This is a genomic window from Paenibacillus violae (genome assembly GCF_032461945.1).
GTDB lineage: Bacteria > Bacillota > Bacilli > Paenibacillales > NBRC-103111 > Paenibacillus_E > Paenibacillus_E violae.
In genome coordinates, this window is record NZ_JAWCUD010000012.1 from 160,817 (window position 1) to 178,694 (window position 17,878).

Consider the following 17,878-nt stretch of genomic DNA (forward strand, 5'->3'; position numbering starts at 1 on the left):
TGGAAAGGTTCTTTTTTCGTTTCACCACCAAAACAAAATAAGAGTTAAGCTTTCGCTTAACCCTTAAGTCCGTGTACCACCGGTTATTATGATACGGTGCGGCTTGCTACCTTTAACGGCAAGTTTTCAACTAAACCAAGCGCCCGTGCTGTTGAAGAATCAATTTGTTTGATAAGCTCAGGGTTTTTTAATAGCGAAACGCCAAACGAAGGAATCATTTCCTTGATTTTTGGTTCCCAAGCTTTGACCTGTTGCGGGAAGCATTTTTTGATTAAGTCAAGCATAACGGAAACGGCTGTCGATGCCCCCGGAGAAGCACCAAGCAAAGCTGCTATTGAACCATCAGCGGCGCTAACAAGCTCCGTTCCGAATTGAAGCGTTCCTTTGCCGGCAGCTGTATCTTTGATAACCTGCACGCGCTGGCCAGCAACCACCAGTTCCCAGTCTTCGCTTTTGGCGTTAGGGACAAATTCACGCAAAGCTTCCATACGCTGCTCTTTGGATAACATAACTTCCTTGATCAGGTATTTGGTCAATGACATGTTTTTGCTGCCTGCCGCGAGCATCGTTACAAGATTATCCGTTTTGACGGAAGTGATTAAGTCAAACATGGAGCCGGTTTTTAAGAACTTCGGTGAGAAGCCGGCAAACGGTCCAAAGAATAACGATTTTTTCTTATCGATAAATCGCGTATCCAAATGCGGAACCGACATCGGAGGAGCACCCACCGGCGCCTTGCCGTATACTTTTGCAAAATGCTGGTCGACAATTTCCGGTTTCTGACATACCATGAATATCCCGCTTACCGGGAATCCGCCAATCCCTCTTCCTTCCGGAATACCGGATTTTTGCAGCAAATGGAGACTTCCTCCGCCTGCACCGATAAAGACGAATTTGGCCGAGTGGTGGTCGACGTTACCGCTATCAAGGTTCCGTACTTTGAGCTCCCAAGAGCCGTCGCTCGCACGTTTGATATCATCCACGCTATGTTTGTACATGATATCGACGTTTTGATCCTTTAGGTGAGCAAACAAGTTACGCGTTAACGCGCCAAAGTTGACATCAGTGCCTGATTCAATTCTTGTTGCTGCGATAGGTTCATTCAATTCCCGATCTTTCATAATAAGTGGAATCCATTCCGCCAATTTAGCCGGATCATCGGAAAATTCCATCCCTTGAAACAATGGATTATTCGTTAGTGCTTCAAAGCGTTTCTTCAAAAATGCTACATTTTGCGCCCCTTGTACTAGACTCATATGAGGCAGCGGTGAGATAAAGTCCTGCGGATTACGGATCAGTTTGCTATTGACCAGATAAGACCAGAATTGTTTGGAAACTTGAAACTCTTCATTCGTTTTGATAGCTTTGCTGATATCTATGGATCCGTCCGATTTTTCGACGGTGTAGTTAAGCTCGCACAATGAAGAATGTCCCGTTCCCGCATTATTCCATTCGTTAGAGCTTTCCTCGCCAGCGCTTGCGAGCTTCTCAATTACTGTAATTTTCCATTCCGGCACTAACTCTTTCAACAGTGACCCCAAGGTCGCACTCATGATTCCGGCACCAATTAAGATAACATCTGTTTTCATTTGTCTGTTGCTCATTTTAACCGTCCTTATACCCTAAGATTTGCAGAAAGGATGTAGGCGTTCTTGGTAAGACGCTACAGCAAGCCAGGGAGCAAGCTAGTCACACATCTTTTCTGGATCAAAACTAACCCTATTTATAAAATATTTATTTAACTATTATATGATAGTTATAAGCTGTACGACAAGAAGTAAGGCCAAGAAGCCTTGCAGGTTATTCCTTACATCGTGCGTAGAAGCTTCCACGAAAGCAGTTTCCGAACCAATTATGCCTATCTTTACATCTTGTATGAAACTAAATGATAGTATTTGGCCCCACAGCCATAGACTGAGGGGCGCTTTCTGTTAGATCAACATGAACTCGTCTTACTTCTGCTCAGGTGCTTCTCCTTTTTCCCGATCAGCCACCAACTTACCGTCAATATCGATAATATCTTTGGATTTCACGGCCTCTTCTCCGAAAAAATCCCTCAGCTTGCTCTTGGCCTTGATCTTCACATCCTCGTCAATATTCTTCGCGACGACGGCGAGAGCTAATCCAAGCGCGCTCAAATCATCGACATAACCGACAATCGGCAGCAAATCAGGGATAAGATCCAGCGGCAGAATGAGATAGCCGAGTGTCCCGTAGATTTGTACTTTAGCTTTTAGCGGTGTTCGAGGACTCTCGACGGCATAATAAAGCAACAAGCAACTGTAAATCACTTTGCTTCCTGCCTTTTTAGCACCTTTTTTCAATTTGGACCAGAAATCATCCCGATTAAAATACTTTTGATATTTAGAAGCGTCCATTTCACGATCACTCCATTCTTATCCCCATTATACCACTATCGATGGTGATGAGCTAAATCACACCTTCTCGCACTCGCAAGACAAAAGGCTACCCCCCAAGGAGCAGCCCAACAATGGCTACAAGACCGAATATGGTTAAAATGACACCCGATATCCGGTTAATCCAGCGATACACGGAAACATGGATACGATCGCGAAACATCCCGATCACGAAGCTGAGCGCCAGCCACCATAAGGCAGATCCGGCGAATACGCCAATCACCAGAGCGATGGCCGCCCCCATGCCGGTTTGCGCGCCACCCATGCCTAAACCGGCAAAAGCACCAAGGAACGACATGATGGTCATCGGGTTGGTGATGGTGAGCATGAGGGTCGACGCATACGATTTGAGCAGCGTATCACCAGAGGCTTTGGCCGCTTCCGTAGCAGGCCGGGAACGAAAGGTTTGCACACCCAAGTAGATCAGGAATAAACCGCCTACCGCTTGCAGCAGCACCTTTTGGTCAAGGAGAAAGCCGGTGATCAGCGTCAATCCGAATCCGGCGATAAAGCCGTAGAAAGCGTCAGCTGTCGCAGCTCCCAGCCCTGACAAGAAGCCATGCAAGCGGCCTAATGCGATTGTTCTTCGAATGCATAATATACCAATGGGCCCGACCGGCGCTGCGATCGAGAGCCCAAGTAAAATACCTTTCAATAAGGCAATGAGCATAACTTACAGCACCTGATCTCCATCATAGGTCGCAATTTTTTTGTAAAGATCCGGACGACGGTCGCGGAAAATGCCCCATTCGATCCGTTGAATTTCCAACTGATCCAAATCGAATTCAGCGACAAGCACCGTTTCTTCCGTGCGGCCAGCTTCTTCGATCATGTTGCCCTGAGGGCCGGCAATGAAAGAAGATCCATAGAAGTCGATGCTGGAATCTTCGTCTACTTCTTTCCCAATGCGGTTCGAAGCAATAACCGGCATCAGGTTCGACGCGGCGTGTCCACGCATGCACATTTGCCAGTGATCTTTGGAATCAATGGAGCCATCTTGCGGCTCAGAGCCGATTGCCGTTGGGTAGAACAGCAGCTCAGCGCCCATCAAAGCCATTACTCTGGCAGCTTCCGGGTACCACTGGTCCCAACATACGCCTACGCCGATTTTGGCGTAACGGGTTTTCCACACTTTGAAGCCGGTGTCGCCAGGATTGAAATAAAACTTCTCTTCATACCCTGGACCATCCGGAATGTGGCTTTTGCGGTAAGTGCCGAGCACTTGGCCATCAGCGTCAATGACGGCAAGCGAATTGTAGCGCGCATAATTTTTTTTCTCATAAAAAGAAATCGGCAGCACGACTTTAAGCTCTTTGGCAATCTCGCGGAAATGATTAATGGCTTTATTATTCTCGAGTTCCGTCGCGTACACGTAGTAATCGGACTTTTCTTTTTGGCAGAAATAAGGCGTCTCGAAAAGTTCTTGAATCAAAATGATTTGCGCGCCCTTCGCAGCGGCTTGGCGAACCAAAGCTTCTGCTTTGCGAATGTTTTCATCAATGTTTGTGGAACAGCTCATTTGAGTGGCTGCTACTTTAACGTTTCTCACGATGTATCACCCTTTCTGGCTAGCTGGCATTTGCTGCGTTGTGCAGTGGACGTTGCCGCCCTCTTTGATAATGGACATCCCGTTGATTTTGCGGATTCTGCGGTCCGGGAATGCTGCGCTCAGCACTTCTTCCGCTTTGCGATCCGTCTCCTCGGCTGTCCCGCCGAACACCGGCAAAATGATGCCGCCGTTCACGAAATAAAAGTTCAAATAACTAAGTGTTAAACGCTGCTCTTCAAAGAAAGTAATAGGCGGTTGTTCGATTTGGATAATCTCGAAAGAACGGCCTTTGGCATCTGTCGCCTTGCGCAGAATCTCCAGATTCTCCTGTGTGATGGCATAATTCGCATCGGAAGGGTCATTGCACACTTGCAAGATGACTTTGCCCGGGGCAGCGAAGCAAGCGATATTATCGACATGGCCGTCCGTTTCGTCGCCGTCGAGTCCTTTGTTCAACCAAATGATTTTCTCGACATTCACGAAGTCCTTCACAAGTTCTTCAATCGCTTCGCGACTTAGCTCCGGATTACGGTTCGTATTAAGTAAACATTCTTCCGTTGTCAAAAGCGTGCCTTCTCCATCGACATGAATGGAGCCGCCCTCCATCACTAGCGGAGCGTCGAAACGCTTCACGCCATGGTGCTCCAAAATTTGCGGAGCCACGTTATCATCCAGATCCCAGGGCGCATATTTGCCGCCCCATGCATTGAATTTCCAATTCACCGCGGCGATTTCTTGCTGTTCGTTCAGCAAAAAGGTAGGGCCATTATCACGGAACCAGGCATCGTTATGTTCAATTGTTAGAAAATCAACGTTAGGCTCCGTAAACATTGCCTTAACTTGATCGGCATCAGCAGGATTGACAACGACCGTCACAGGCTCGAATTCCGCGATGGCCTTGACCAAATCCGCGTAGCCTTTTGTTACGACAGCGTGATCCTCTGGGTACACCATGGAAGCTTGGACAGGCCATGAAATGAAAGTGCGTTCATGAGTTGTCCACTCTGCGGGCATTTTATAGCGTAAATCCTTAGGTTTCATCATTTCATCCATCTCACTTTATATAAAATTTATATACGTATTTTTGAGGGCCAAAAAGCACCGTCTTTCATCATATACCAAAAGGAGCCTCCACTCAATGTACAGAGGTTTACAATTTTGAGAACGACCTGCTAGCAAACTCTATCAAACTCTAGCTAGACCTAAAAGCCATCCAGAATTAGCTTCGTATAGTTTGCCTCCGATTTATGAACATTAAAAAAGGCTTGAACAGCGCACAACACAACACATTAGGGAGGATGACCAATTTTGGCAACTATCTTACACATTACCGCACACCCTCACGATCATCAGACTTCCTACAGTATGGCTGTAGGGAAGGCCTTCATCGATGCTTATCGGGAAGCTAATCCGAATGACGAAGTGATTCCAATCGACTTGTACAAAATCTCGGTTCCGCACATTGACGCGGATGTGTTCAGCGGATGGGGCAAATTACGGAGCGGCCAAGAATTTACTTCGCTAAGCAAGGAAGAACAGGCCAAGGTTGCTCGCCTCGGCGAATTAACCGACCAGTTTGTCGCCGCGGATAAATATGTTTTTGTGACACCGATGTGGAACTTTTCCTTTCCTCCCATCATGAAAGCCTATATTGACTCCATATGTATGGCCGGCAAAACATTCAAATACACAGAAAGCGGCGCCGTAGGCCTGCTGCCAGGCAAAAAAGCACTGCACATCCAAGCCCGTGGCGGCGTGTATTCAGAAGGTCCCGCGGCAGCTATGGAGATGGGCCATCGTTATATTGGCATCATTATGTCTTTCTTTGGAATCACCGACTTCCAAGGACTTTTCATAGAAGGGACCAATCAGTTCGCGGATAGAGCGCAGCAAATTAAAGAAGAAGCGATTGCTAAGGCCAAGGATTTGGCAAAGAGCTTTTAGAGGGAAGACTGTCGGGGAAACTACGCCCCCCAGCCAGGGTAACAAGAGAACTGGAGGCCTCTATTCTGGAGAAAAACGAGCTGTTTCCTCTCCTAGCGGAACTACAGGCTTTTATTTATCCTCCATGGCGTACTTTTAGGTAAAAACACTTAAATAGAGGAACGTAGTTCCCCTTTCACGTAGAAACTGTGCCTTACCATGGAAAATAGAGGATCATAGTTCCCTCCAACACAAAAAAAGCTAAGTAAACCGGTATACGGTCTACTTAGCTTTTTTGGTCTATGTTTTCTTACGGCCCCGGTATTGCCCCGTTCGCAGCTCCAGAATATAAGCATCCGCGTCCAGCATCTGCTCATCCTTGGCATGCTGTACAGCAAGCTCGATATCGTATGGAACTCTCACATGCTGAAGATTAAACGTACCAGGCTCTTTGCTGTGATAATTTCCCTCCAATAGGACATAAGAAGCCTGCGTCATATCTAGAGGATTGCCCACGCTGCCTGTGTTGAAAAGCATTCGTCCTTTGAGTATTTGCAGAAAAGCATTGTGGACATCGGCGTAACCTGCCACATCCGCTTCCCTGGGATCACCGCAAGCTTCAGAGGATTCGAACATCGACAATCGGCTCTCCATAGAGTCCCACGGCTGGATGCGTTCGTAGACACTTCTTGGCGAAGCGTGGAACAATCTTACGAATTTACCGCTCATCCAAAATTCATAGGAAAAAGGCAGCTCTTTTAGATATGTCGTCCGCTCTATCCCCAACCGCTCCTGCTGCCAAAGCAAAACCGGATCCGTTACTTGGTTTCCGATGAAATCATCCCAATTTCCTTTGATCACTACATCACAGGATTCCCGTACACGGTCCACGACCTGTTCGGAATGCGGTCCTTTGCCGACGAGATCGCCGAGACAAATGATTTGCGTCACATTCCGCTCCTGAATATCGTGCATGACCGCTTCATATGCAGGCATATTGCCATGGATATCTGAAATAAGGGCTAGTTTCTCCATCAAGCCGCACCTGCCTTTAAATTAAAATGATTCCTCCGCTGATGATGCCGTTACTGACACGTCCGCCTCTTTCCCCGCCCTCCGAACTAGAAACGGATACAACAGGTATAGGCCAATGGCATACAGCAGCACAGCTATGTAAACGGGAAGCAAATGAATGAAATTTGTATAGCCAATATGAAAATGGACCAGCAACCCTGCTGCAAAGCCTGGTATTCCGCCCCACAGAAACGTCCACCACAGCCAGCTTTCGCCTTGATTCACTCCCCAGAGCGCGGAAGCTGCAATGGCTACAGCCAATGAAAATAAGGCGCCCCCAAAACCCGCCCTATCGTGCGCGATAAGCGGAATCAGATGCTCGTTCCAATTTGTAAGAAGCTCAGGTGTTACACCCAGATACGCTAAATCGGTCGGTACGAACACCTGCGTAATCCCGACAAAAGCAATGGTCAGCCCGCCGATCGCGAGACCAAACCCAAGGACAACGAAACAGCACTGCCCCCACTGGGCTCTGTACCAGAGGGCGTCATTCCGTAAGCCCGGAGGCTTCCTTGAAGGATAATCATTCAACCCGCGCAAGGTGAGCAGCAGCATGGGGAGAAGCACAGCAGCTGCGATAGCATGCAGCGGGTCGAAATAGCCATAACCAAGATACAGGAAAAAGCTGCTGAAACCTACTGTGCATGAAGTAAGCAGCGCGGTACGAGCCCAGTGCGAGCCGAACCGCAAACCATGTGTGGCCAGTTGGTAATAAAAAATGCCTAGCGAGATCATGGTCCCCGCTAAAGTAATACGGTCATGAGACATGAAATGTATAATATGCCCGTTAAATCGATTTATGACACTCCGGCTCACGCCAAGGAAGGTTTCATCATATGGCAAAAGCACGCTGGTTGAAGCGATCAGCCAAGCCAGCACACCGCCGATCATCATGCCAATGCCGAGCAAGCTCATCCAGCCCCAATTCGCCCAAAACGACGGCGGCGGCGGCTCCTCTGTGTCACGAATGCGGTCATAAAGAATCGCTTCGTTGATTCGCTTTGGCAGCCCTGGCCCCGCGTATACGAGCCCGCTGTGCAGCTGCACGCTATTCGCGCCTGCGGCCAGTAGCTCTAGCGCATCCTGCGGCTGACTCACCGCGCCAGCCGCGACGATCGTGGCCGCCCCAGCTGCGCGGAGACGGCGAATCAGGCTCAGCTGCGCGCTGAGGACAGATCGGCCGCCAACGCAGATGCGGCGGCTGCCCTCCTCGCGTTGCGCTTCGCCGACGACGACCCCGCTCCAGCTGGCCGGCTGGAGCTCACGCAGCATGCCTTCGGGCAGCTGCGGCGGGATATACAGCAGCGCCGGCTTGCCCGCTGCTGCTGCCAGCTGTCGTACCTCGAGGAGGTACGACAAAGCTTCGTCCGGTGGCCAGCCTTCGGCGAGGCCATCGATGTAGAAGCCCGCCGCGTACGGCGCCAGCTTCTCCAGCAGCTCCTGCTGCTGAAGCAGCGCTTCGCGCGGCGTGCTGCCCGGCATCGGCCGGAGTCGCACGAAGTGCGGCAGGCGATGCCCTGTGCCTTTGCGCAGCCGCTCGGCGACCGCATCTGCGCCAGCATTGGCGTAGCCATCGGGGTACACGATGGCTTCCTGCTCGGGGACGCGCTCGATAGGCGCGTCGCAGCGCACTTCGCGCACGGTGATGGGGCCAAGCTCGATGAAGCCGATCCCGAGCTGGGCCAGCGCTTTGTGCGCGATGCCCTCGGGATCGAGAGCTCCGCTCAAGCCGACGGGGCACGGAATCGGCACCCCAGCGATTTCATCTTGCAGCACGGCCGACTGCTCGAAATGCCCCATCGTTTTGATAACGAAGGTACCGCCCGGCATGCGGCTTAATCCGCCCATCGTCTGTAATGTAAGGTCCCGCGCGATCTTGGACGGCAAACGAAACAAAAGTGGTTTAAATATCGAATGATAAGACCAGTCAGGCATCTATGCGCTCCTGTCTCTTATAATGATATGGAAATTTGTTCATTTCTAGTATAACGCGAAAAAGATTGAAATGAATACAGACACAGATTGTTGTCTTTTCATGTGATTACAATCACATCTCACCCATTCGCTTTTTACTATACTTACCTCATAACCACCAAAACTTTCTGAAGTGAGGCGAGTCCCTATGCTAAGTCAACAATCCATCGATATCATTAAATCCACAGCTCCCGTATTAGAGATACATGGTACATCCATCACGAAACGCTTCTATGAAATGTTATTCACTTCACACCCCGAACTGCTGAACATATTTAACCATGCTAATCAAAAACAGGGCAGACAGCAAACCGCTCTGGCTAATGCGGTTTACGCCGCCGCGGTGCATATTGATCGGCTCGAAGCCATTTTGCCCGTTGTGAAACAAATTGCTCATAAACACCGCAGCCTTGGGGTGAAGCCGGAGCATTACCCGATTGTCGGCCAGCATCTGCTTGCCGCCATTCAAGAGGTGCTCGGAGAAGCGGCTACGCCGGAGATCTTGCAAGCTTGGGCCGAAGCCTATGGCATCATCGCGGATGCTTTCATTGGAGTTGAAGCGGATATGTATCACCAAACAGAAGCGCAAGAGGGCGGTTGGTCGGATTTTAAACGTTTTCGAATTGCTCGGAAGGTGAAGGAAAGCGATGTGATTACTTCCTTCTATCTTATGCCTGAGGACGGGGCTCCACTCCCAACATTTGAACCGGGGCAATATATCAGTGTCAAACTTGATATTCCTGGCGACACGTACACACATATCCGCCAGTACAGCCTCTCGGACGCTCCTGGAAAGGCCCATTACCGAATTTCGGTGAAACGGGAAAATTTAATGGCCGACCGTCCTGACGGGAAAGTTTCAATGTTCCTGCACAATGAGACAAAGGAAGGCGATGTTGTTCTGATCTCTGCGCCAGCGGGGGATTTCACTTTGGATCAGCAGGATCCCCGTCCTGTCGTGCTCATCAGCGGCGGCGTAGGATTAACACCGATGGTTAGCATGCTGCAAACATTGGCCGCTACGAATCCCGAGCGCCAAGTGACGTTCATCCATGCGGCTCAGAACAGTCAGCATCATGCCTTCAAAGGGCATATTGAGGAGCTCGGCTTACAGCATCCAGCACTGAGCTATTATTGGTGCTACGATAAGCCTACGGCATCAGATCGGGAAGAGAACTCTTTTCATCGAGAAGGTCACGTTAGTCTTGACTGGCTTCAAAGCGTTGTGCCTACGTCCGCGGCAAGCTTCTATTTCTGCGGTCCCGTGCCTTTCATGAAAGCTGTAAACAGCGCCCTTCGCGAGTGGGGTATCCCGGAAGAGGACCGACACTTTGAGTTCTTCGGCCCTGCCGGCAGCTTATAATTTCGCGACTTTCTCCCTTAGAAGCCGGTTCACGGTTTCCCGGCGCAGCCCGATCAATTGGCCGATCTCTTCTTGTGTAAGCACATCCGTTAAAACCGTGGTGCCCAGATAACTGTGCATCCACTGTTCCAGCTTTTGCAGCTTCACCGTCGGTGTTACTTCGGTCAATTGATCAATCCGCTGCTGCATCATCCTTAGCTTCTCTTGCAGCTGCTGCGCAATGATTCGGAAGCGCTCCGGGTTGTGATCCAGTTCACGGTACCATTCCTCGGAAGGAATAGTTTCAATTTCACTAGCTACCAGTGCGACCGCCGTCCCATAATAAGGCTTGGGGCTAATCAGCGAATGGTGAGGAATCGTCTCCTCCGGCACAATGATATTCACGAGTGTGGCATGGCCGTCTTCGTGTACTCGGACAATTTTGAGCAGACCGCTTTTGAGCCGGTATAAGCTCCCTGATTCCCCTTGACGAAACAAAGTCTCGCCTTTGTGAAGCTTCATCCTTTCAGTCTCCTCTACGCGAAAAAGCGACAGCAGTTCTTATGCTGGTCGCTTTTATTTGTTTGATTGTTTAAAGTTCTTTTTTTATAGCCGTAGGGGTAGGCATCATCTTGTTGAGGAACTGCGAGAAGGCTTCCGACCATCTGGAGACGACCGGTACTTGCTCGACTTTCGCGATGAGCCACACAAATATGATTAGACCAAGCAGTGAAACCAAAACGGCTGCCGGCAGAGCCCAAATCGAAGTCGTATGCGCAAAAAAAGGAATAAACGACACCGACAAGATCGGAGCAGCGTTCCATTTTAAAACCTGAATAAGTGAAATCGTAATAATAGCCGTTAGAAAAAAGGAGAGCGTGCCATGACTAATGCTGTACATGACGCTTCCAAGGGTGACCGCAATAATCGCCCCAAGGGTGATTCGTCCGACATCTTTAATTTGATCCACACGATGCATGAAAAGGAAGCTGAAAGCACCGAGCGTGGGATAAAAGACCATCCGGAGCGATGGAAAATGATAGGACGCCCAGTAAGCACCCATTAAATAACAGCAAATGACGAGTGAACGTAAAAGCATCGTTGATTTCCGTCCTTTATTGTGAGTCATAAGAGAGTCATAGGAGTCATAAGAGGCTCAAAACCCTTCTTATTTTACATAAGATCGGATGGGATGGTCAAATGCAATTTCATACATATCTCATACCTGATTATTTATTAACTACCTTAACGATCAATTACCATCTATAGACACCGTCGTTGAGGCAAAAAACTTCGATACCGCAAACGATGCCGCCCCTAGAACCGTCGAACGGTCGCTCAGCTGCGAGAACTCCACGTTCAGCAGCTTCCGTGGAAGCGGCAATGAACGTTTCTCCAACAGTTGGAGCAGCGGCTTCATGAGCCACTTCTCCGCTCCGGCCAAACGGCCTCCGAGAATGATGAACTCGGGATTATAACCGTTAATGATGTTAACGACACCAACGCCGAGATAATACCCGAGTCGCTCAAACAGTGCAATGACCTTCTGATCTCCGGCTTCCGCCTTGCTCAGCAGCATATCGAGCTGCGCGGGTTCTCCCAGCTCCAGGCGGGCTTGCTCTAGCAGCGCATGCTCGGACGCGTACAGTTCCCAGCAGCCTAAGCTCCCGCAGCGGCACTTCGGTCCGTCATGCTGGATCGAAATGTGCCCGATCTCACCGGAGAATCCGGTTGCTCCACGGTACAGTTCTCCCTTAATGATGATGCCGGCGCCAATCCCGATCCCGATTGAGATATACACCAGGTTCGCGGTGTCTTTCCCCGCTCCGAACTGCTTCTCTCCTACAGCTCCTGCATTCGCTTCATTATCAATGACGACAGGAATGCCGAACGCTTCCTCGATATCCTTTTGCAATGGCACGTTCTCCCAGCTTAAGTTAGGAGCGAACAGCAGATTGCCGTCATCATCGCATATGCCCGGCACACCAATGCCGATGCCAATGATGCCGTAAGTGCTCGCCGGCGCACTGTCGATCAGCTTGCGGATCGTTACCTTCAACAGCTGAATGACGGATTCAACCGAGGCGTTGTCATGTTGAACTCTTTTTTCGCTGATCACCTTACCGGTTAAATCCGTCAAAACAGCCAGTATATCATGGACGCCAAGATCAACGCCGATGGCATATCCGGCCGTCCCATTGAACAGCAGCATCATTGGCTTACGTCCTCCGCTGGACTCGCCAGCGCCGATTTCATCGACTAGGCTGCTTTCGATCAACTCGTTCACGAGGCTGGATACCGTCGCCTTCGTAAGCCCTGTAATCTCCGCGATCCGTGCGCGGGATATCGGCGAATCCGTGCGAATATGGTGCAGCACGATGGATTTATTTATTTTTTTCACTAAATTTAAATCGCCTGTTTGTTTCATAACTAGCCCCCACACCGCTCCAATAGCTTGTCTTTTCTTGTAATTGAACTGATTTTAACACGAATGGCATCCTCACGCACTAACTAAGTTTGTTTAATGAATTTACAAACTTTGCGAATGATGCTATGATGACTTCATAAGCATTTATAAACTCATTTTGGAGGCTGAATTCATGAGCTACTTTGATAACATCCAACAAATCAAATACGAAGGCCGCACATCGACGAACCCGCTGGCATTTAAATTTTATAACCCTGACCAAGTGATTCTAGGCAAAACGATGCGTGAACATATGCGTTTTGCAATCGCTTACTGGCACTCCTTCTCCGCTAACGGCTCCGATCCGTTCGGCAGCGGCACGGCTGTTCGCGCTTGGGATCAATATTCCGGCCTTGAACTGGCGAAAGCGCGCGTTGACGCATGTTTCGAGCTGCTGCACATTCTTGATGTAGACTACTTCGCTTTCCATGACCGCGACATCGCGCCAGAAGGCAGCACGCTGCAAGAAACGAACCAATACCTGGATGAGATCGTAGGTCTGATCAAAGACAAGATGCAGGCTTCCGGCAAAAAATTGCTGTGGAACACAGCGAATATGTTCACGAACCCGCGTTTTGTGCACGGTGCTGCTACAACTAATAATGCTGACGTTTTTGCTTATGCTGCTGCACAAGTGAAAAAAGCTTTGGATCATGCCAAAGAACTCGGCGCTGAGAATTACGTTTTCTGGGGCGGCCGTGAGGGTTATGAAACGCTGCTGAACACGGATCTGGGTCTGGAGCTCGACAACCTTGCCCGCTTCTTGCACATGGCGGTTGATTATGCCAAAGAAATTGGCTACACCGGACAATTCTTGATCGAACCTAAGCCGAAAGAGCCTTCCAAGCATCAGTACGATTTCGATGCGGCTACTACGCTTTCTTTCTTGCAAAAATACGACTTGCTTCCGTATTTCAAATTAAACCTGGAAGCTAACCATGCTACGCTGGCTGGACACACTTTCGAGCACGAGCTTCGCGTTGCCCGTATTAACGGCGTGCTTGGTTCCATCGATGCGAACCAAGGCGATCTATTGCTCGGCTGGGATACCGACGAGTTCCCGACTGACCTGTACGCGACGACACTTGCGATGTACGAAATCCTTCTTAACGAAGGCGGAATCGGCAGAGGTGGCGTGAACTTTGACGCTAAGGTTCGCCGTACATCCTTCGAGCCTATTGATGTGGTGTATGCTCACATCGCAGGTATGGACTCCTTTGCACGTGGCTTGCAAGTCGCTGCCAAAATGATCGAAGACCGCGTATTCGATAACATTCTCGACACGCGCTACGCTTCCTTCAAATCCGGCATCGGCGCGGATATCGTGTCCGGCAAAGCAAACTTCAAGACACTTGAAGCTTACGCGCTTGAGAACAGCCACAACATCGTTAACCAATCCGGCCGTTTGGAATTGATTAAAGCTACGGTTAACCAGTACCTGATTAACTCATAATTACCTGCTTGGTTAGGCGATACACGCGCCGAACACAACATGAGACTGCCTCCGAAGGCCAGAAATGGCCTGAGGGGCAGTCTTTTTTGTCTGCTTGCTGCACTGTGGCTGCTGGGCAGGTTGGTTGATTGGCTTGCTTGCGGATCTACTGCCTCTTCGGGGGCCAACTGGGCAGGCTAAGGGAAGCTTGTTTGTAGTGCTTCAAGCCCCCCTTGTTGTATTTTCTGCAACGTAGTTAGGGTTGTTCGCGGCTTTCTTTCCCCTTCATTGTACAAAATACAATGAAATCATTGGATTTGTGCTCAAACGTTAGCTTTTGAGGGCAAATCGCTGCAAAAAGTGCAATGTGGCTTATCCGAACAAGCCAATTGCGGCCAAATGGTTGCAGAAAGTGCAACATAGCTGCTGGGACGTAGCCACAGGAAAGACTCTGGCGTTGTAAGGACCTGGATTGACTCATCCACGGGATAGTTAAGCTTGTTTTACAGCGTTAACGCAGAACTTCCGAGCGTCGAGCAAACTTTAATGCTGAAAAACAGCGTTACAACAAGAAACACGGCGGGATCGGCCATTCCCGCAGCAGCTAAGCTTGTTTTACAACGTTAACGCAAATATTCCGAGCGTTGACCACACTTTAGTGCTGAAAAACAACATTACAGCAAGAAACACAGCAGGATCGGCCATTCCCGCAGCAGCTAATCTTGCTTTACAACCCTACCGCTGCACCTCCGGCTGTTTCCCCCCGTCGTCACGCGCAAAAAACCAATGATTAAATACAAGGGATAGCTGCAGAGTCACCCATATGCTAATGAACGTCCAATACCAGCTCCAAGCATGATATTTGATCAGCTGGGTTTGCGTTTCAAGGATAACCTCAACCACCGTAATCGCTGTCGGAAAGGCCAGCACGAAGAGAAAGCGAGCCCACCCCTTTTTCACCTTCGGATAGTAAATATTCAAATAAACGGCAATGATCGGATAGCCCATAAATTCAAACGTTAGACTCGAGTAATTTCGCTGAAGCTCTCTAATCGGATATTCCAGCCATCTATGTTCCACAACGATAAGGCCCAGAATCCAGCTTAAAAATTGCTGAAATAGAAAGGCAACATGCGCTTTGCGACGGTCGCGTTTGGGCACAAGGAGCATTCCAATGGCAGAGATCGCCCACACGGCTAAGATAATGAAATAGTCTAACTTAACATTCATAACCGTCGTTCTACCCTTCCTTCTGTATCTTCCTTTGATAAAACCATTCTACATACGTTCTTACCGCATTTAAGACCAGCCATAAGAGAACCGTATGAAGGACGATATTGAAATGCACATATTTCAGAATTTTTGTAAAACTGGAAACCAAAGTTAAATAGATCGCTAAGAACAAAACGACGCGAAGATGATAAAAAAACGTGATTACGCCCGAGTTCCGGCTTGGATAATAAAGCGCAAACAGCGTTGAGACCATCGGGAAAAAGATATAGTTATTAGTGAAATTGCTCCCGGATGCAGCAGGAAATTCGCGAATCGGATTGGCAATGGCCTGCCATTCGACTAACAGCAAGCTCATGATCCAAGCGACCATTTGCGTAGATAAGAATAACAGAACGGCTTCCCGAGTCCGATGTTTGGGTATCTTAATCGGTATGAGAATGATGCAAACGATCCAAATGACGATTAAAACACCCCGTTCCACTGTCATACTACTCAGCCTTTCTGCATGAAATCTCCTAATTCCCAATATGCCCGAATTGCTTCCATTTAACCCTGAGACAAGGAGAAACGACTTCGTCGTCCTTTTAGGAAAAGCGCGATTGTCTTACACCTCTTCGGTATTTTTTTCTACAGTTTGCAGCGGCGCGTCGTCGTTGTTGTCACGCACTGTTTTTTGAAGCACGAAGGAAGACATCGTAAGAAATAAGGCCGTAACCGCGTAATACCCTTTTACGGAAAGTAGTTGTTCGAGATTAATAATGCCGATGAACATGCCGAGCAGCGCAAGAGCGAAGGAACTCCAGGCCAAGAAGGTGAAAGCCGATGTGTTGCGTTTCCGGGAATCGTAGCTGTCTTCCAAATTATCGCGGATGACCTTCTGCAGGACGAACGCCGACATCGTTAGGAATAAGGCGCAGACGGCAAAATAACCTTTTACACTTAGCGATTCCTCTAACGTATATATTCCGATAAACATGGCCAGAAAAGCGCCGATAAAAGATGCCCATGCCATAAATGTAAATGCCGTTGTATTCCGTTTGCGCGTATTGAGTATCATCTCTGAAATCCTCCTGTGGCTGCTGCTGCAACCGTTTAGTATCTTGCTCTTGATACTTAGTATAGGAGAATGAAAACATCTCAAAAAGTACTATTTACCAATAGTACCCATCAATCGCAAACGGCCACACCCAACGCCATATGTTCCCAAAACATCGTCTGAATGTACTTCGCCTCCTCTTTGGTGCAGTTGACGAGAACGACCACTTCGGTCTTCTTACCCGGCGCTGGATTTTTCACCCCTTTCTTCTTTTTATGCAAAATATCAATAACAACCCCGATCGTGAACCCCGCTGCTGCGCCAATCAGCCCCCATAGAATCGCTCCTCCTTTTAACACAAAACCATAGGTGGAGCCTATAACCGTGAAGGCTGTTGCCAAGGCCGCACCCGCATCAAATAAGCTGATGCCGTCTGATCCATGGATGCTGTCGAACATCCCTGGCTTGCCGGGTCTCTCCTGCAGCGGGACCGCATAGATATTTTCCTTAAGAATACCCGCTTCTTCAACAGCCGTTATCGCCAGTTCCAAATAAATGGAGTGTTCAAATGATGCTATGACATGCATGGTATCCTCCTTATTTTCGAAGCGGTGATTTAGGAAATGAAAACTGTGAGGGCTGGTAGCTGCTTTTTAACATCACAGCCTGTTCATGATCGAATAGCTTGTTGTACTCGACCGTATTGACGTAAGCATCATAAACGGCAAACCCGTAAATAGAAGGCAGAAATAGAATCCAGTGCATATGCAGAACGCTGCTCGCTCTAGACAAGTCCCAATATAGGAGAAAATGAATTCCTTCAAGTAAATGAGACCAATACGATACAAGGATCCAGTTCCCAAGAACAAAGAAGGCATTAATAATACGTTGGGTATAGAGCTGCCCCATTCCCGGCATCAGCAGTGACCAGACAACGGCCAGCCAAGGGGAGCGTTTATCTAAGTAGTTTATTTCCATTCCAGACATTTTGAAGGGTTCGATCGGTGCGTTTTCCCGTCTGGCCAGCAAATAGTGATGATTCATATCCACGGCGGTGCGATAGCTATCATAGATGGAAAATAAATAAACAGGAGCATAGAGAGACATCCACCGGATGTTTAACACCTCATTGGCTTTCTCGAATTGCCCTGTGAAGGTATACACAATAGCTTCGTTCAAATGCATTTGGCTGTTAATCAGCATTTCCCAACCAATCAGCATAAAGCCGCGAAAGTACTTGGATAGCAGCAAATGCCCGAAGCCCGGGAAAGCCGCAGACCACCAAGCAATAATATAGGGATTCCGCAAATGCAGCTGAGTAATGCCTAATAAACTGACGAAAGCGATTTGACGGCGGGGTTTCTGTGGCATGTGCAGCATCCTTATGAAGAATAAGTTTCCAGTTATTCTATTATCTTCGCTGGTGTGTAA

At 48.8% G+C, this 17,878-nt stretch carries 19 protein-coding genes and 1 pseudogene; 4 read left to right on the forward strand and 16 right to left on the reverse strand.

Annotated elements, in window-relative coordinates; translation table 11 throughout:
* Positions 1 to 86: 86 nt before the first annotated feature.
* The 5 genes from RQP52_RS28690 to RQP52_RS28710 form a co-directional block, all read right to left on the reverse strand.
* A complete protein-coding gene (locus tag RQP52_RS28690) occupies positions 87 to 1,604 on the reverse strand; it encodes a malate:quinone oxidoreductase (RefSeq protein WP_315955021.1) in 1,518 nt (505 codons plus the stop codon).
* A 348-nt stretch (positions 1,605 to 1,952) separates the two neighbouring features.
* Complete coding sequence (locus RQP52_RS28695) at positions 1,953 to 2,378, reverse strand: YkvA family protein (RefSeq protein WP_315955022.1); 426 nt, start codon at positions 2,376 to 2,378, stop codon at positions 1,953 to 1,955.
* Between the two features lie 88 nt (positions 2,379 to 2,466).
* The gene (locus RQP52_RS28700; RefSeq protein WP_315955023.1) at positions 2,467 to 3,087 is read right to left on the reverse strand and encodes a LysE/ArgO family amino acid transporter; all 621 of its coding nucleotides are present in this window, start codon (positions 3,085 to 3,087) and stop codon (positions 2,467 to 2,469) included.
* Between the two features lie 3 nt (positions 3,088 to 3,090).
* Complete coding sequence (gene aguB / locus RQP52_RS28705; protein WP_315955024.1) at positions 3,091 to 3,966, reverse strand: N-carbamoylputrescine amidase; 876 nt, start codon at positions 3,964 to 3,966, stop codon at positions 3,091 to 3,093.
* A 6-nt stretch (positions 3,967 to 3,972) separates the two neighbouring features.
* The gene (locus RQP52_RS28710; protein WP_315955119.1) at positions 3,973 to 5,007 is read right to left on the reverse strand and encodes an agmatine deiminase family protein; all 1,035 of its coding nucleotides are present in this window, start codon (positions 5,005 to 5,007) and stop codon (positions 3,973 to 3,975) included.
* Positions 5,008 to 5,274: 267 nt separating this feature from the next.
* On the opposite strand from RQP52_RS28710, the gene RQP52_RS28715 reads away from it, so the two are divergent.
* Positions 5,275 to 5,910, forward strand: coding sequence for an FMN-dependent NADH-azoreductase (locus RQP52_RS28715; protein ID WP_315955025.1), 636 nt, complete (start codon positions 5,275 to 5,277; stop codon positions 5,908 to 5,910).
* 279 nt (positions 5,911 to 6,189) lie between these two features.
* Here RQP52_RS28715 and RQP52_RS28720 read toward each other — a convergent pair whose 3' ends face one another.
* Positions 6,190 to 6,924: a metallophosphoesterase family protein gene (locus tag RQP52_RS28720; RefSeq protein ID WP_315955026.1), complete on the reverse strand. Its 735-nt coding sequence runs from the start codon at positions 6,922 to 6,924 to the stop codon at positions 6,190 to 6,192.
* A gap of 21 nt (positions 6,925 to 6,945) precedes the next feature.
* Complete coding sequence (locus RQP52_RS28725) at positions 6,946 to 8,547, reverse strand: beta/alpha barrel domain-containing protein (RefSeq protein ID WP_315955027.1); 1,602 nt, start codon at positions 8,545 to 8,547, stop codon at positions 6,946 to 6,948.
* Between the two features lie 115 nt (positions 8,548 to 8,662).
* Between RQP52_RS28725 and RQP52_RS28730 the strand changes: the two genes are divergently transcribed.
* The gene (locus RQP52_RS28730) at positions 8,663 to 8,881 is read left to right on the forward strand and encodes a hypothetical protein (protein WP_315955028.1); all 219 of its coding nucleotides are present in this window, start codon (positions 8,663 to 8,665) and stop codon (positions 8,879 to 8,881) included.
* A 204-nt stretch (positions 8,882 to 9,085) separates the two neighbouring features.
* A complete protein-coding gene (hmpA, locus tag RQP52_RS28735) occupies positions 9,086 to 10,300 on the forward strand; it encodes an NO-inducible flavohemoprotein (protein WP_315955029.1) in 1,215 nt (404 codons plus the stop codon).
* On the opposite strand, the gene RQP52_RS28740 is transcribed toward hmpA, so the two are convergent.
* The 3 genes from RQP52_RS28740 to RQP52_RS28750 all read right to left on the reverse strand — a co-directional run bounded on the left by RQP52_RS28740 (position 10,295) and on the right by RQP52_RS28750 (position 12,707).
* Positions 10,295 to 10,801, reverse strand: a complete 507-nt coding sequence (locus RQP52_RS28740; RefSeq protein ID WP_315955030.1) for a Crp/Fnr family transcriptional regulator — start codon at positions 10,799 to 10,801, stop codon at positions 10,295 to 10,297. The genes hmpA and RQP52_RS28740 overlap by 6 nt on opposite strands.
* Positions 10,802 to 10,871: 70 nt before the next feature.
* Positions 10,872 to 11,378, reverse strand: coding sequence for a hypothetical protein (locus RQP52_RS28745; protein ID WP_315955031.1), 507 nt, complete (start codon positions 11,376 to 11,378; stop codon positions 10,872 to 10,874).
* A gap of 153 nt (positions 11,379 to 11,531) precedes the next feature.
* Entirely contained in the window at positions 11,532 to 12,707 is a 1,176-nt protein-coding gene (locus tag RQP52_RS28750; RefSeq protein WP_315955032.1) for an ROK family transcriptional regulator, read from the reverse strand.
* 172 nt (positions 12,708 to 12,879) lie between these two features.
* On the opposite strand from RQP52_RS28750, the gene xylA reads away from it, so the two are divergent.
* Entirely contained in the window at positions 12,880 to 14,199 is a 1,320-nt protein-coding gene (gene xylA, locus RQP52_RS28755) for a xylose isomerase (RefSeq protein ID WP_315955033.1), read from the forward strand.
* A gap of 714 nt (positions 14,200 to 14,913) precedes the next feature.
* On the opposite strand, the gene RQP52_RS28760 is transcribed toward xylA, so the two are convergent.
* The 6 genes and pseudogenes from RQP52_RS28760 to RQP52_RS28785 all read right to left on the reverse strand — a co-directional run bounded on the left by RQP52_RS28760 (position 14,914) and on the right by RQP52_RS28785 (position 17,818).
* The gene (locus RQP52_RS28760) at positions 14,914 to 15,408 is read right to left on the reverse strand and encodes a CBO0543 family protein (protein WP_315955034.1); all 495 of its coding nucleotides are present in this window, start codon (positions 15,406 to 15,408) and stop codon (positions 14,914 to 14,916) included.
* A 10-nt stretch (positions 15,409 to 15,418) separates the two neighbouring features.
* Positions 15,419 to 15,898, reverse strand: a complete 480-nt coding sequence (locus RQP52_RS28765; RefSeq protein ID WP_315955035.1) for a CBO0543 family protein — start codon at positions 15,896 to 15,898, stop codon at positions 15,419 to 15,421.
* Between the two features lie 117 nt (positions 15,899 to 16,015).
* Positions 16,016 to 16,270, reverse strand: a complete 255-nt coding sequence (locus tag RQP52_RS28770; RefSeq protein WP_315955120.1) for a YiaA/YiaB family inner membrane protein — start codon at positions 16,268 to 16,270, stop codon at positions 16,016 to 16,018.
* Positions 16,259 to 16,468: pseudogene (locus RQP52_RS28775) on the reverse strand (YiaA/YiaB family inner membrane protein); the annotation flags it as partial. The pseudogene RQP52_RS28775 and the gene RQP52_RS28770, both read right to left, overlap by 12 nt.
* A 110-nt stretch (positions 16,469 to 16,578) precedes the next feature.
* Positions 16,579 to 17,034: a hypothetical protein gene (locus RQP52_RS28780; RefSeq protein WP_315955036.1), complete on the reverse strand. Its 456-nt coding sequence runs from the start codon at positions 17,032 to 17,034 to the stop codon at positions 16,579 to 16,581.
* A 10-nt stretch (positions 17,035 to 17,044) separates the two neighbouring features.
* On the reverse strand, positions 17,045 to 17,818 hold the full coding sequence (locus RQP52_RS28785; protein ID WP_315955037.1) for a hypothetical protein: 774 nt from the start codon (positions 17,816 to 17,818) through the stop codon (positions 17,045 to 17,047).
* Between the last annotated feature and the right edge of the window lie 60 nt (positions 17,819 to 17,878).